Source organism: uncultured Proteiniphilum sp., assembly GCF_937873925.1.
GTDB lineage: Bacteria > Bacteroidota > Bacteroidia > Bacteroidales > Dysgonomonadaceae > Proteiniphilum.
The window spans coordinates 33,791-49,514 of the sequence record NZ_CALNAT010000226.1; the positions used below are offsets into that span (position 1 = coordinate 33,791).

9 protein-coding genes are annotated in these 15,724 nt (G+C 43.2%); all 9 read right to left on the minus strand.

Translation table 11 applies throughout. The annotated features are described in order from the left end of the window. The gene (locus tag Q0502_RS15415; RefSeq protein WP_366521811.1) at positions 1-225 is read right to left on the minus strand and encodes a phosphodiester glycosidase family protein; all 225 of its coding nucleotides are present in this window, start codon (positions 223-225) and stop codon (positions 1-3) included. A gap of 401 nt (positions 226-626) precedes the next feature. Continuing rightward, positions 627-2,033 (minus strand): DUF4998 domain-containing protein, encoded by a 1,407-nt coding sequence (locus Q0502_RS15420; RefSeq protein WP_298652621.1) that lies wholly within the window; start codon positions 2,031-2,033, stop codon positions 627-629. A gap of 15 nt (positions 2,034-2,048) precedes the next feature. After that, positions 2,049-3,326, minus strand: a complete 1,278-nt coding sequence (locus Q0502_RS15425) for a DUF4959 domain-containing protein (protein WP_298652623.1) — start codon at positions 3,324-3,326, stop codon at positions 2,049-2,051. Between the two features lie 47 nt (positions 3,327-3,373). Then, positions 3,374-5,332, minus strand: coding sequence for a RagB/SusD family nutrient uptake outer membrane protein (locus tag Q0502_RS15430; protein WP_298652625.1), 1,959 nt, complete (start codon positions 5,330-5,332; stop codon positions 3,374-3,376). Between the two features lie 12 nt (positions 5,333-5,344). Further along, positions 5,345-8,539: a TonB-dependent receptor gene (locus tag Q0502_RS15435; protein ID WP_298652627.1), complete on the minus strand. Its 3,195-nt coding sequence runs from the start codon at positions 8,537-8,539 to the stop codon at positions 5,345-5,347. Between the two features lie 299 nt (positions 8,540-8,838). Then, positions 8,839-9,996 carry a sulfatase-like hydrolase/transferase gene (locus tag Q0502_RS15440; protein WP_298652629.1) on the minus strand — a complete coding sequence of 386 codons (1,158 nt, stop codon included), beginning with the start codon at positions 9,994-9,996 and terminating at the stop codon, positions 8,839-8,841. 30 nt (positions 9,997-10,026) lie between these two features. Beyond that, positions 10,027-11,019, minus strand: a complete 993-nt coding sequence (locus tag Q0502_RS15445) for a sialidase family protein (RefSeq protein WP_298652631.1) — start codon at positions 11,017-11,019, stop codon at positions 10,027-10,029. Positions 11,020-11,242: 223 nt separating this feature from the next. Beyond that, positions 11,243-13,105, minus strand: coding sequence for a hypothetical protein (locus Q0502_RS15450; protein ID WP_298652633.1), 1,863 nt, complete (start codon positions 13,103-13,105; stop codon positions 11,243-11,245). 10 nt (positions 13,106-13,115) lie between these two features. Beyond that, positions 13,116-15,716 (minus strand): DUF4861 family protein, encoded by a 2,601-nt coding sequence (locus Q0502_RS15455; RefSeq protein ID WP_298652635.1) that lies wholly within the window; start codon positions 15,714-15,716, stop codon positions 13,116-13,118. Positions 15,717-15,724 lie beyond the last annotated feature (8 nt).

The following is a 15,724-nucleotide window of genomic DNA, read 5'->3' on the forward strand; positions in this document are numbered from 1 at the left end:
TCATACGTTTTCTTTGTTCACCGTTGCCATAATTCCATTAGCTACAGCGCGCTCGAAGCTGTAAGAAGGTTTATTTTTTATTTCCCCGTTGACAACCACACATGATGAACCACCTCCATCGAGGTTTACCGCACTATATGCTCCCAATGCTCTCAAGATGGCTCCTTCCTGACCGGTTGTAACTCCTACATAATAATTGGACTGTCGTCCATCAATAACAATCAGATAGACTTTTTTCTATCTTGGGAATATCCTATTGACGTGCGCGGGTGTACTTTATTCCCTGTATTGTGAGGAATTCCGTCTTGCAATATAATACCTCGCTTATCATAAACGCCGACGTTAGTGTAAGTTCGAGACATGAAATATTAGTTTTATGAATACTCAATATTTTACTTAATGGATTAAAAATCAAAGATTTATAGCTTTAATTTGATGTAGAAAAAATAAAGTGATGAAAAACCTTCCAGACGAAAAACCGATATTCAATAATAAAACAAATATTCATTTTTCCTTACATTTGAAATGCACATATATTTAGATAATTAACGTTGGCCGGGATAGCAGCAGTTTAATTAGATGCTATCCCGGATTCACGTCAATCTTACTACTCAAGTGCCAATCGTTCAGTCTAAAATCCAGTAATTGTCGGTTGCATTAAAATCAAACTCATAAAAATCACCATTAGCGTCTAACGCTAACAATTTAGTGCCGACACTTACTAACTTTACAAACTTATTCCAACCAGAACCAATTTTATTCTTGCTTCCAAGGGTTCCTGCCGTTGTAATCGGGATACTCCATAGATAACCGTCTGTATCAACACCTATAAGATATTGAAGATTAAACGGTACAACCGGTTCATACAAAAATCCGGTCGAAACCGTAGTTCCGTTAGTGGTACCCCAAGTTGCATTGTTATTGGCAAACCATGCGCGCAAATCTCCATTTACAGCAACGGAATAGAAAAAACCTTTTGCCGGTAAGAATTTTGGCATATTAAAACCGGATCCGAAAGTTTCTGCTCCTGTGGGCGTTTTAACGAAAACAAGCTGTCCATCCACAATCCGGTGCATAGAGACCAGATTACCTGTATTTACACCTATAAATTTATCGTCATCGTAAAAGAAGAATTCCCGATATGTACTCCGGGGTACTAATGCGGTATACGTTTCAGTTTGGGAAAATGATCCGTCCTCGTTCAAAGCATATACAATCACATCGCCCGCAGCATTCCATTCATACAGGTCTTTTCCGTCGCGGTCAAAATATCTGCTGGCCACATTTCCACTAAGGGCTAATTTCTTTCCTTTTTCAAAAATTGCTTTAGGGGCATTGTATGTCTGATAACTGCTATAAATCGTATCTAACCCTTTGGGGATGAAAAAGACATTCCGAAACTGGAATTCTGAGCCATCGGAGAAGTTGGGTAATACAACCATATTGGTATTTCTTTCAATCTTTACCATTTTTTCCTCACCGTTCTTGTCCGTATAAACTATTTGGGAGTATACCACGCTATCTCCCACTGCTGCGGGAGATAAAGTCAACTTATATTGGGACAGATCATAATCGAACTCTTTCGATATCAGCTTTCTTGCCAATAAATTACTGGCAAATTGTTCCCCCCATGCCGTTACCGCAATCGAAGAATACAGGGATGATTCTCCTTTACTGTTTTTATTGCGGAATTCATACATTATTGAACTTTCGCCTAAATTTTCGATAATAATGGAATCTTTCTGTATGTCGGAAGTGGTACTACGGACAAAATCTCTTACAATCGAATCGCGCCGCATATTCCAGTAAATAACTGTCTGCTCAATCTTCGGGTCGGAATTGATATACCATGTTATTTTGGCTCGTCCAAATCCTGGTTGCACTTTAAGGGAATCCACTTTTCCCAGATAGACTTGTTCTTCCCTGTCCGCGAATTCCGATTGAATATCATTCATGCTGTCGCAGGATATTCCCACAAAGAGGATTGCCAGTAGGCTCACCACTATCGTAATCAGTTTGTTCATTTTTTTCATATACGTATTGTTTTTTTATTCTTGTGGGACCGAAGTATCGCCATAAAAAGTTAACTCTGAGCAGGAGAAATAATTACTCGTAGGAGGTGGAGTAATAAGTGTAATGCCACGGACAAAAATCCGGACATATCGCACCGGTCTCGCATCAAGGGGCACTTCACTTTCCACTCCACTTACAGCCATTGCATTTGCATCTGCAGAACTGAGGCCAACAGGAACAGTATTCCTGCCCAAATATACCCAGTCATCTTTAAACGTCCTCTCGGGAAGTTCGGTCAAAGGATCCACAGTGTGAATGGCGCCCCAGCGGACACTTAATGAATCCAGCCAATATGGTTTGTCGGCAAGTTTATCGTAATCAATCTTATCAATTCCCCATGCTTCAAAATCTGTAATGTTTGCCTGCCCGTAAAGAGAATTCAGGTGATAAGGGTGCCTCACAATACGGCTGAGTTTAACCACTTGTTTCAGATCGATGGTAATGGACAAGCCACTACTTCCGGATTTGGTTAACCATCCGTGGGCACTGGTATTCACAATATTATCCCAAAGTTTCGGGAGAACCCTACTAGCATCCAGATCCGTAGTATTGTCCCATGGAATATTCGCACGAAAATCGGCATACGGTTTCGGCACCATTATTTCGAAGAGCGGTGTGGTGGTAAACCTTATCGTATCCGAAATATTTCCCCATTTGTCTTCGAAAGATACGGCAAAGTCGGTTTCCACAGCCTCATAGGTTCTGAAAGTATGTCTTTCTCTTTTTAAAGTTGTAAAATACATATCTTCAGTTTCCAGTATATTGTCTTCATTTTTGACCATCAGGCGTACTCCCAATTCGGTAGTTTTCGGATTGTCCCAAAAGGCGACGATTCCTCCGAATCCCGGGACCATACTCCATGAATTATGAGCGATGTCGATCAGCGATTCCAACGGTTCGAACTCCACCTCAACGGGTTCCGACCGTTGCTCCTGTTTATTCACTTTATAAAGTGTAGCTTTTACTTTGTCCACCCTGTGGAATCCTTCTATGGTCAGCGAATTTTTATGTACAGAAGATTTTTCGGTAAAAACCTTTCCGTTCCGTTCATATTCCGCCATTACGTACAATATATCCGGCTCATTGGGGATGGTGTACGTAATGGTAGCCCCACCATTAATGGGCGTTACAGTATATCCTTCGATAGGACCGGTATTCCATGATCCACCTGTCGGCCTTTTGCTGTTATCGTCATCGCAAGCGAAAAAAGCACATACCGCCAAAGTTACCAGTATAAAAGTATATTTTTTCATAAATTCAATGTTTATTGTTTGTATTACAAAACATATTATTGGAAGCATTACCAACCGTAGGTTTGTACCAAGTTTTTGTTAACCCGTAAATCGTACTCCCTCAGCGGATACAAGTAGTCTCTAAAAGTAACCTGACGCTTCGTATCGTATACCATGGGTATATAAAATTCTTCCGGAACTTTAGATGTTACCGTCCATTTTGTGGGAGGAAGCGACCAATACTTATCGGCTATTTTCCACCGGCGAATGTCCCAGAAGCGCTGTCCTTCAAAAGCCAATTCTATTAACCGTTCCCGCTGAATGATTTCGCGCATGCCGGTTTTGGTATTCGGTTTATCGGGATGGGTAGAAGCATTCTGCCATGATGATACAACACCGTTTAGCCCGACATTTTCCCTCACTTTATCAATCCAGTAATACACCTCGTTATCAGGTTGCGCCTTTATCTCATTGAGTGCTTCGCTATAAAGCAGATATAAATCTGCCAAGCGAATCAACGGGAAGCGGTAGTCATGCGGGCTATAGCTTTGGCCGGTAGCCCCTTTACTCCCCGATGTTTCAAAGGCAATTATTTTTTTGGGAGAATACATGCCGCTAGTATAAATTTCACCATATCTCCATTGCATGAATGGAGAGAATGAAGCCCCTCCATTCGTTGTGCAAGTAGCAATTTCGACATATCCCCGGTCGAAAGCCAGATCCGCATAAAAACGAGGCTCGCGGTTAAAGTGCATTTCTGAGGTTGTTTCACCGGTGGCAATATAAAATTCGTGTTTGTCTCCCGGCGTTGCGCGGCGCACGCCGAATCTTCCGGCATAATTAAAGGTTTTATCTTCGTCCATCGGTACCCCTTTGTTCGTGTAAAACAACTCTGCCATGTGCCACGATGCATCAAAATAGTTGAAGTAGAATGGCTGGTCTGTTGTATACATAAAGGGCATTAACATTCTTGTCATGTTCCCAAGGACATTAAACCCTAATGAGGCGGCTCCTCCTTTTCCGTCGGCAAACGATTCCTGGGTCGCCCAAATTACCCCGGTATTCCGCTCTATATCTTCGGTAATGGCTTTTCGGATGGTCATCATTTGCACCAATGTATCGTTCATATTATAAGTTTGAGGGCCACCGCTGTATTTGTTGAATACATACAACTGCAACCCCGCCAGATGGCATGTATCAATGGCATTTTTAATTGCCGTGGCAGCCCTTTCCCATTTTGAAGCGTCGTATGTATCGGAAATCAACTGTCTTCCACGATTATCCACCCAATCCTTGTAATCGGTATTCCCATTGAACAAGGGGCTTGCCGCCCACGCCAGCACTTTTGCTTTTACCGATAGTGCGATGGTTTGTGAAATACGTCCCATTTCCGTTGCCGGATCCGGAAGTACCAAAGGCAAATCGGGGATTGCCTCATCCAAAAGCCCCACTATATAGTCCACACACTCGTCCACCGGTTCGCGGTATACCATTAAATCCTCGGGAGAAGTTGACAAGGGCACCTCTTCATCCGCTATCACGATGGGCCCGTACAATTGCATCAGGAAAAAATGGTAATAGGCTTTCAGGAATTTCACCTCGGCTATCCATTTTGTTCTTTCCCAATCTTCTAAATCTTGGGGTATATGAATGTTGTTCAGGAAAATATTGCAATCGCGTATGGCGGTGTACAAATTGCTGCCACCATTCACCCCCGACCAATAATTTTGCAATGGGTTATTCGCGTTTTGAAGCCCATCGGCAATTTGTCCCGCGATTGATCGTTTTGCCCGGCTATCCCTTTCACAAATAAACTCATCCTTGCTGGTAAAATGAGCCGGATAATAAAAAGGATCGGTAGGGTCAGGCAGGTGAGAATAGCAGGTCCTCAAAAACTTATCGGTTACCGACCGGTTCGAGAAAGCATGATCGAGCGTGGCGGTATCATCCGGTACCACATCCAGAAAGTCGCAACTTACCATCCCCATCAGGAAGAAAGCGCTTATTATCTTTATTAAATTTTTCATTTTGCTCGTGAATTAAAAATTAATGTTTACTCCAAGATTGAATACCCTCTGTACAGGATAACCTAAACCCTCTCCCGCCATCTCGGGATCCCACATCTTAAATTTGGACCAATGCAACAGGTTACTACCGCTTACATATACACGGAACATATTCACATAGAATTTTTTCGTTAATCTTTCGGGTAGGGTATATCCGAATTCTGCCGTTTTCAACCGCATAAATGATCCATCACGCAACCACCATGTGCTATTCTGGTTGTTGTTGCTAATCTGTGTTTCTGATAAACGCGGCCAGAAAGCATAAATATCCCGGTTGTTTTCCGACCAATGGTCATCGGCAATGTATTGCAACAAAGCCCGTTGCCCTTTGTTAAGAAATGGGGTAATGTTAGCAGATGCAATAAAAAACGAAGATCTTGCGGAACCTTGGAAAAAGCAGGAAAGGTCGAATCCTTTATATCCTATGGAAAATCCGGCCCCGTAAATGATTTCCGGCACAGTCGGGTATCCGATGGGTACCATATCATCTGAAGTTATTTGTCCATCGTTATTGATATCCTTGTATTTGATATCGCCGGCTTTATAAGTTCCAAAAGTTTGCTTAGGAGAGTTGTTTACATCTTCTTCATCGATAAACAACCGTTCGGCAATATATCCCCATGACTGTTTGATTTTCTTGCCAACGTACGATCTCCACGGTACATCGCTGTAATCCGGTTCTTCGTATTCTTTGAATATACTGCTCGCATAAGTGAAATTGCCGTTTACCACCGTCCAGAAGTCTTTATTAAAATTTTTCTGATACTTCAGTTCCACTTCGAATCCTTTTCCCTTCGCAACACCCACATTCCCCTGTGGTATCACGCGGAGTCCCATTGTGGTCGGAATATCTGTACGGGTCTGTAAAATATTTTCCCGGGTTTCCATAAAGTAATCAGCCAGAACGGTAAGATCATTGAATAAACCGAGTTCTATTCCCAAATTGGTCTTTTTGGCAATTTCCCAGGTTATCTGGTCGTTGGCATACCGATTGATGGTTATGCCCGTTCTATATGCCCTGTCAGTACCAAACCAGTATCCTTCCCCGGCCATATCGATTTGAGATAAATAGAAGAAACGGTCATAGGCAGAACCTATCTCGTCGTTGCCTACCTTGCCGTAAGTAGCTTTCAATTTTAGGGTCGTGATTATATCTTCCACTCCGGACATAAACCGCTCATTGCTGATCATCCAACCTGCCCCGACTGAAGGGAAAAACCCGAATCGATTATTTTTAGCAAAACGTTCGCTGCCGTTATACCCGAAGTTCACCTCCACGAAATAACGGGAATCGTACCCGTACGCCAACCTTCCGGCAGTAGATATATTTCTCCGCGGCAGGGAAGCCTGAAGCCTGTCCGAAACTCGCGAATCAATGCTTATAACCCCGCTCTCAGTTCTTAGTGTACCTACTAACAACGCGTTAATATCGTGCACCTCGTTCAACTTTTTATTGTATCCTAACCGAAATTCGCCATATTGGGAAGAGGTAACGGTTCTTGCACCCTCCGAATAAGTCAGGTATTCGGTTCCGGAGTCGGGATTCAGGGCTACCAGTTGATAAGACCCGTCTAAAGTTGTAGCCGGTGTGTAGTAAAACGGGTTATATGTACGCTCGATACTATAGTAGGAATCACGCTTCGTATTATACATCGCCTTGGCAAACAGTCCATCCAAAAGCCCGGTAAATTTGTGCTCAAATTCCATCTGTAACAACATCATGGATTTACTTTCTTCCTTGAAACCAGCAACAGTTTGGGCGTACGGATTGGTATAAGAACCGAGCTCACTCCCCATGCCAAAGAGAAGATGTTTTGTCTCCATATTTGCCTCATCTTTAGGATAAAAAGGCAGGAACTGCACCGGTGTGGCATTACGCACCAAGTGAAAAGTATAAACCCCGCCCGATACCGCCTTACCGTCCACAGTGCCGGATCTGGGACCGCTTGTATCGTCGAACGTTCCGTAGGCGCGCACAACTCCAGTGGTGGTCGGTGTAAACTTAATGGTCACATTGGAACGTACCTGAAGCCGGTTGATGTCTATGTTGTTATTCACCATATTTTCCTCGTTTTCCTTAATAATCCCGGTGTCGTGCTGGTAATTGGCAGCCAGATAATATTGCACCGCTTTCCCTCCCCCGGTTATGTTCATATTTACACGCTGGTTGAAGGTACGGTCTTTAATCAGGTAATCATACCAATCTACAGAAGGATACATGATGGGGTCAACGCCCAACTCGGTATTACGTATTTTGGCGGAAGAATAAGGGAGTTCAACCATTGGGTCCCGTGTTCTTACCGCCTCGTTGTGAAGTCTCATATAGGTAATAGGATCAGCGAGTTGAACTAATTCAGTATTACCGGAAGATGACAATTCTGCTCTAATGTTCACTGAAATCTTATCAGGCGATCCTTCTTTGGTTGTCACCAGGATCACACCGTTTGCACCGCGCGCTCCGTATAAGGCGGCAGCATTGGCGTCTTTCATGACCGAGAACGAAGCGATATCGTCCACATTTATTCGTGCCAGGTCGGTAGAACTCATTTCTATCCCGTCAATCAATATTAACGGGTCTTGTTTCCCGGCTGTACTAAAAGTGGTAACGCCCCGAATAAAAAATTCCGCATTGTCCAACCCCGGCTCTCCCGAGCGTTGGTATGCGATCACGCCGGCCATTCTCCCCGCAAACGCGGTAGTAATGTTGCTGGAGGGCGCCCTTAATTCGCCAGGAGTAACCGTTGAGATGGAACTGATCACGCTTTCTTTTTTTTGTTTACCGAAGGCCACAACTGTAACTTCATCCAGTGCAATCGTATCTTCCTGAAGTACAATAGTCACATTATTGGCTCCTGCCGCTTTTTCTTCTTTGGGAGTAAAACCTACAAAAGTATAGACTAGGGTTTCACTAGAGGCACATTCGATTGAATACTTTCCTTCAGCGTCAGTTACGACGCCGACACCTGGCCGTTCCTTTATTGCAACCGCAACACCGGGTAAAGGGAATCCATCCTGATCAACTACACGTCCGGAAATTTTTACCCTTTGTTGTGCTACCTCCCGTACAATTTCCGTTTCATTGATTGTTGTATTCTCTCCGAGGCCATCCGACTTTTTACTTTCAGAAATAGTACTTCCCATAGCAAAAATCGGACTGAAAATCATCATAATAATTATGACGAGACATACATTAAACGATTTTTTTACTTTCATTTGTTTTAGATTTTTTAACGCTTAAATTAGTTTGTTTAATATTCCTCCCCCTATTCCTATTTTTCGCTATAAATCAACTGATTCATGATGAAATAGGATCATGATAAAGCATAATTCATTTTATAATACAAAGAAAAATAAAGTAAAATATAAGAAAGTTTATTTTTGCGAAAAGAAACCCTCAAAAAGCGTTAATCTTATATATTTTTTAAAACGCTTCTTTACAAAAAAGAATATTGTAGCGTTATTATTCTCTACCTGGGTTGTTTACTTCTCATGATCTTCAATACTTTTTCATTTGCTTCAATCAGCTGGCTTATAGTGCCCGCTTCTCTCCAGTTCAGGATACGATCCTGGTGATAAAAAGGTTCTATGAATGTTTGATTTTCGAGCAAGGCGGTAAAATTTGCAAAATAACTGTCTGTTTCGGAGAATAAAACAAATTTCGCTTTTAGCAGATTGTATTCTTTGATTTGCTCATTGATTGTTTTAATATAAGTACGGGGCATATACCCTGTAATATCGGTTTCTTTCAATATCTCTTTCACGAAGATACCTGCTTGTTCATCGGATATTGGCCATTCTTTTTCCAATAGACCAGCTATTGTCGGAGCCAAATCGGTATGTTCGAAATAATTCAGTTCCCTTCCTTCGGCAATACTGTTCCCAACAAATACCAAAGGGGTTTTCCAACTGTCTTCGTCAAACAGCGGATGCCATCCGATACGGCTTTGTCCGTGATCTGAAGTCACTATAAGGACTGTTTCATTCCACATTCCGGACTCTTTGAGAAAATCAACAAACCGGCCTAACTGTTCATCGGCGGCTTCTATTGCCTCCGCATAAGGAGAGTGAGATGCAAAAATATTCCTGTAATAAGGCTTGTCCGGTGTACTTTGGGAAATATCATAGCCTCTTTGACCTGCTCTTTGAAGATGTACGCGCATAAATACCGGCGCTTGGGTTTTTAGAATGTTGATGGCACAACCCACTACTTCCGCATCGGTGAATGTATCATCCATAATGAGTGTGGAAAAGCCTCTTCCCACCGACTTATAAGCTGTTGTGTTTACAACAAAGGCCGTTTGTTGTTGCGGAGAGAAAAGTTCCTGTATCATTTTATTTTCAGCAGACAGAAAGAGTGTTCCTTCATGTAAAACCGGATTGGGGAAAGAACAACTGTTGAACTTGCTGTAATCCCCGACAGTCGGGTGATGCGGTATAATTACATAGGATTGCTTTATATATGTTCCCTGTTTTATCAAATTATTGAATGCCGGCATTTTCAAACGTTGGGGCGCTTCCCAGTGAAGTCCGTCGATCCCGAACAAGATAACTCTTTTGGGTTGAGCCTGCACCACAAAATGAAATATGAAGCAATTAATTATCAGGAATATTATTTTTTTCTTCATTTTGCTTACTTATTTTTATTATTGTTCTTTTTATACTATTTCCATAAGGGTGCCTACGATATGCCGCGTTCCGTCTTCCTTATTGAAATAATAGACGACCAATACCCTGCTGTTGTCTAACAGTACAGACCACGTATAGCCGATATCGCTATTCTCTCCGTCATCTCTGATAATTATTTCAGGTGCTGTGGCAAAATCCGTACATTCAGCATTTAATATTCTCGCCCTGATACCGTATGGTTCATGCCGGTAACCGTAGGTTAACAAAACCCGGTTGTCAGGGAGCCGCAACGCATGGCAAGGATGGCCTTTAAATCCCATGGATTCCCATTTAAATGTTTTACCACCATCTGTCGAACGGGAGATACATGCCTGATCTTCATAATTTGCTGTTCTGATGAATGCGACCAGGTCTCCTTTGGGTGTTTCATAGACAGAGGCTTCATTAAAAGCGACTTTGTCATCCGAAGCGACCACACCTGAATATTGCCATGTTAAGCCTTTATCGTCGGAGATCAATAAATGATTGGATGTTTTCCTGACAGGGACAGAATCATTCACAGCAACCACCCAAAAAATTCGACCTTCTTTTCCTTCATACAATGCTCCCCGGTTATATGCCGGTAAAGGTTTGCCTGATGCACTGAAATTAATTTCCGCATCGACATGTGGCGGATAAACAGGACCCTGCCATGTTTTTCCATTGTCCAAGGATCGTACAAGATATCCGCCAAGGAAGACTGCCCCTCCTGCTTTAAAATAGGGTTGTTTCAGATTAGCTAGTCCTGTCGAATTTACGTATTGCCATCCATAACTTGTACAAAGAATCGTTCCATCTTCAAGTTTAAGCATACATGGATCTTGTGAGCCTCCGAACGGATGAGCGTAAATCAAGTCGGGATCCTCAGTCCATACCTCTCCATCGGAGGAGCGTACCATTACTAAGTAACTATTCATATCAATATGACTATACCCCTTTTCTCCAAAAACCCTCCGGTCAGGAGCACGCCGGAATGCTACCATAAAATCTTTTTCTCCGTTTTTAATAATCGAAGGGAATGCCGAATAATATTGGACATCCTTATATATAATTATATCTTTTACTTTTCGAACATTCGGGTGTTTAATCTGATTACCATTCTCCGTTATCAGGGAAAAACTTTGTACAAAGAATATGCACAATGTTAAAGCTAAAATAAAAAATTTTGATTTCATATCTAAAATAATTCAATTTATACTATTGTCGTCAACCAATCTTCCTGTATTCATATTTCCCTCCCCAATTGGGTGAGAACCATGTATTGTCCCATGCAACTGTTTTTCTCTCCCCGGTTTTGCGCAATTCGTTGATCCATTGTTCGTAGTCGGACTTCCTGTTTATCTTGAATTCTTTATTTAAAACCCTGAGCATATCCGATGTGTTACCGCGACTTCTTGCTGAGTTGAATTTCTGCCAAAAATTGGCACTCCCGGTGCCGGATTGTTTTAGCTTTACGATTTGCCTGTCCTGCACGAGCATTAGATAATACAATAAACTTTCATCGCTATGGATCAGTTGGTTGGCATACTTTTCGTAAAAGCCGCCATCCTTAAATTTGTTCGTAAGCAAATGAAAAGCCGGATCATCTCCAGAACCTTTTTTAATAGATTCGAGTGCTGAGGCGAGCGACTGCACTAACAGGTATTTGGCCTCCGGTTCCTGTGCTATAACGGGAGCATACACTTCATTCATGCTGAAAAATTCCCATTTGATCTCTTTGACACCGGAAATATCTACACGCCAGTTGTCATCTGTTTTCCCATCTCCGTCAACGTCCAACTCTATGGTATCTACTATGCCGTCCTTATCGGTGTCGATCCCTTTATAATACATATCCCTTTTGCGGTCGCCGTCAAAATCGACATCTATCCAGGCAAGGTCACTGTACTTTATGCGTATTTTCTGTTCTGCCGGATTATAATAGTAGGCATTGGGCTTTTCAGGATGGAGTACCAGTTCATATCGTTTGTTGAACGGTCCGCAAGCGGGACCTCCGACCTGGGGCATAAAAACATCTTCATCTTTATAGCCTTCGGCGATGATCCCTTCCCAGCGGGGAATCGTATCATTGACATTTTTCCACGCCACATTCAGGTCTGTTTCATCCCACGTGAATAAGACCCTTGACCAGATTATGAGTGATAGATAGTCTTTGGCGGCATCGCGTTTCAGTACGCTGCCGGTAGGAATACCGGCAATAAGGAATGATTCCGTCACGTCGTCGCTTAAATTCATGCTATAGTTGCTGTTCCAATGTGCTTCTGGCGTCCATCCCGGGGCGCATGCCGTAATTCCCACATCATAGTTCCGCGGGTTTTCGGCGTCGGGAAGAAGGTTGAAACTCCATCGCAGGAAAGCGGCTGTTTCGTTTTCACCTTCAATCCGGATGGTCTCTTCCGACACGCCGTCGCCATTGACGTCGTAAAACAGGAACGGATTTTCCCAGAAAGGAACCCATCGCATGGTGGATGGAAAGTATGTTCCCTTGTCTAAGTAGAATAATGTAAACGAGTCGTTCCCGCCGAAATGGGAGTAGTTCTGGCAAGGCACCTGGTAATAAGTATAGTCGATATCGTACATCATCAGATGGTTATCGTCTCCATCGTCGTAGTTCCACCAGACACAGAACCCGAATTTCCCGTGATAGAAGAATAATGCCTGTTGATCCGCATCATTATCGTGATCCGTATCTTCATAACCAATCAGGGCATCCACCTTGCCGTCGGCATTCCAATCGGCTATCCAGAGGTCGCTGTCTTTATCGGGTTCCTCTCTCTCCCGTAGGTCGTTATCCCTGTCGATCACTTTTACCAATAAAGGCCGTTTACCCTCATTATGCCGGGGGTCGGTATCGATAAACCACACCTCTTCCGGTTTGCCATCGCCGTCATGATCCACATAATGCCTTTTGCCGTGTTCTTCCGAAAGCACTTTCTCCACCATCGACTGATTGAACCTGACCTGATCACCGAAGACAGCTTCGAAGTCCGATTGTTTCTGATTGTCAGCCGCCAGTCCGGATCCTTCGATAACGGATAAAAGAAAAATAATAAAAACAATTTTCTTCATACTTTATCTCTTACTTATTTAAAGGATTTCTTAATGACGCCTCTTTTAATGTGCTTTTCCATTCCTGTATGCCGGGTGAGCGGGGGAACCGGTGGGCTCTTAACCAATCGCCCTGTATATGATACCACAGCGATTCTCCCTGATGGTAGTGAAGCACCACCCGATGTTCCTCCGGTTGTTTATCCAAAAATAAGTACCTGTTTGCGGGGAAGGTAACCCCCATTCCCATCCAGCCGATTTCCGGATCCTGAAATCCCCAGGATCCCATTATTCCCAATTCTTTATCGCAGAAAAAATCTTCGGTGGTCAGAGCCGTTAAAGTAAGGCCGATCCTGAGTGTCTGTTCCGGTTTTCCTCCTTCCACAAAAACTTCAATGGGAGAGTCTTTTCTTCCGGCAATCGCCGAAGGACGAATATATACCGTATAAGGATTATCTTCAGGCCCTACGTTTTTGGCGACAAACTCAATGGTGATCGTATCGGGGGTTTCTTTTAACAGCCGTGCCGTAAGTACCGGATCTCCGGGATTTTTCTCATTCCGGACCGGATAGGCAACCCCGTCAACATATAAAACCAATCCGCCGCATCCGCCTGTTTTGCCGACATGCAGGATATCCATTCCCCATCCGTTGGTGTCTTTGTGATAACTGCCGCCTTTGGTAATATTCGGATAGATCAACGTATCCATTCGTTTGGCGAACAGGTCGAAATGACCATCATAACAACGGAAAGCCGCTTTTTCAGATTCCCATCCCCAGTTAGGAGGAAACCAGGTATTATCCCATGCTACCCCTTTTTTGTCCGGTACGGCCCGTAAGTCTGCTACCCACTCGGCATAATTTTGCACGCTATCAGATACTTTAAATTCCTCACGGATGTATTGTTCCATTTTCGTCAGGTTTCCTTTTGCCCGCTCTGCATCCCACTGTTTCCAAAAGGCTTTCTTTTTATAGGCCTTTTTCAAATGGAATATTCTGCGGTCGGCAGCGGTCCTCAAATAGTAAAGCATCGATTCATCGCTATTGAGAAGCCGTTCGGACAGGCTGTGTGAAAGGTTGTCATGCTGCATTTTATTTTCGATCATATCCCACACTCCGTCTTGTCCCAATCCTGGTTTAACCGATTCTAACGCACTGATCAACGCCTTATTCAACAAATAGATTTGTTGTGGAAAATCAAGAATGACCGGAGAATAGACGGAATTAAGTTCTTCAAAATACCATCGAACCTCTTTTATTTCAGAGATATCGAGCTGCCAGCTGTCATCAAATTTACCATCTCCGTCGATATCGGCTTCTACTTTATCGAGCACACCGTCATTATCAGTATCCGTCCACAAATAATACATATCTTCCTTGTTGTCGTAGTCATAATCGACTTCCAACCATGTTTTGTTACTGTGTTTGATATGCAGCCGTCTTTCCGCAGGGTTGAAATAAAATGCGTTGGGGGCGGGGGGTTGCATCAATATCTGATATCGTTTGTTGTAAGGGCCGCAATCGGGGCCGCCAATTACGGGAAATTCAAATCCTTTTTCGGTGGATGGGGCAGCAATAATTCCCTCCCATCTCTCAATATCAGGTCGTTTACTATCCCAGGCTTTATTCAGATCATTTTCGTCCCATGTCATTAAAACCTTCGACCAGATTACATCGGAGAAGAAAGAGACTGCTTCGCTTCGTTTCAATACCGGTCGCGAGGGTATGTTCCTGATGACGATCACTTCGCTTTCTTTGTCACCAATCTGCAGGGTATTGCCCACTTCCCCGTGTGCTTTGGAACTCCAGGAGACGGCCGTATTCCCTATTTCCAAACCGGGTGCGTAGGCCGACAAAGAGACATCGAAATCTCGTGGAGAGGCAATAGTTGCATCGTTGTCTAAATCGAAACTCCACCGGATGGAATGTACCACATCTTCCTGTCCCGAAACGCGCAACACCTCCTCGGTAACGCCATCTCCATCGAGATCAAAGAATAGGAACGGATTTTCAAAGAAAGGAGTCCAGTATTTTTCACCGGGTTTAATATAAAATGCAAAGAAGGTTTCGTTTCCGCCGAAATGGGTGTGGTTTTGACACGGGTTTTGATAATAGTAATAATCGATATCATACCATAACAGATTATCATCTCCGTCGTCACGTCCCCACCAAACCCTTAAACCCTGGTCGGCGTTATAAAAGAACATAGACATACGGTCAACGTCCTGATCACCATCCATATCTTCATAATCCACTACGGCATCTACCTGACCATCGGCATTCCAGTCAGCCAAATAGAGATCGCTGTCCAGATCGGGTTCACCTCCTATCTCCAGATCACCGTCTTCATCAATGACCCGCACCAATATCGGCCGTTTACTTTCGTTATGACGGGGATCAATATCGATGAACCACACTTCTTCCGGTTTACCATCACCGTCATGATCTATATAATGCCGTTTTCCGTGTGTATCTGAAAGTACTTTTTGCACCATTTCCCGGTCGAGTCTTACCAAATCGCCGAAGACCCATTCAAAAGCCGATTGTTTTTTATCTTTCTCTGTCAAATTTGAAGCCTGAACATTCGTGAATAGTAAACATACAATAGAACCAATTAAAGCCGCTTTTCTCATATTCTTAA

What these genes read in the sequence shown, in the direction of transcription:
- Q0502_RS15440 (WP_298652629.1), bottom strand. Translation starts at nt 9,996, where the DNA reads ATGAAGAAAAAAATAATATTCCTGATAATTAATTGCTTCATATTTCAT.
- Q0502_RS15425 (WP_298652623.1), bottom strand. Translation starts at nt 3,326, where the DNA reads ATGAAAAAATATACTTTTATACTGGTAACTTTGGCGGTATGTGCTTTT.
- Q0502_RS15445 (WP_298652631.1), bottom strand. Translation starts at nt 11,019, where the DNA reads ATGGTAGCATTCCGGCGTGCTCCTGACCGGAGGGTTTTTGGAGAAAAG.
- Q0502_RS15420 (WP_298652621.1), bottom strand. Translation starts at nt 2,033, where the DNA reads ATGAAAAAAATGAACAAACTGATTACGATAGTGGTGAGCCTACTGGCA.
- Q0502_RS15450 (WP_298652633.1), bottom strand. Translation starts at nt 13,105, where the DNA reads ATGAAGAAAATTGTTTTTATTATTTTTCTTTTATCCGTTATCGAAGGA.
- Q0502_RS15430 (WP_298652625.1), bottom strand. Translation starts at nt 5,332, where the DNA reads ATGAAAAATTTAATAAAGATAATAAGCGCTTTCTTCCTGATGGGGATG.
- Q0502_RS15435 (WP_298652627.1), bottom strand. Translation starts at nt 8,539, where the DNA reads ATGATGATTTTCAGTCCGATTTTTGCTATGGGAAGTACTATTTCTGAA.
- Q0502_RS15455 (WP_298652635.1), bottom strand. Translation starts at nt 15,716, where the DNA reads ATGAGAAAAGCGGCTTTAATTGGTTCTATTGTATGTTTACTATTCACG.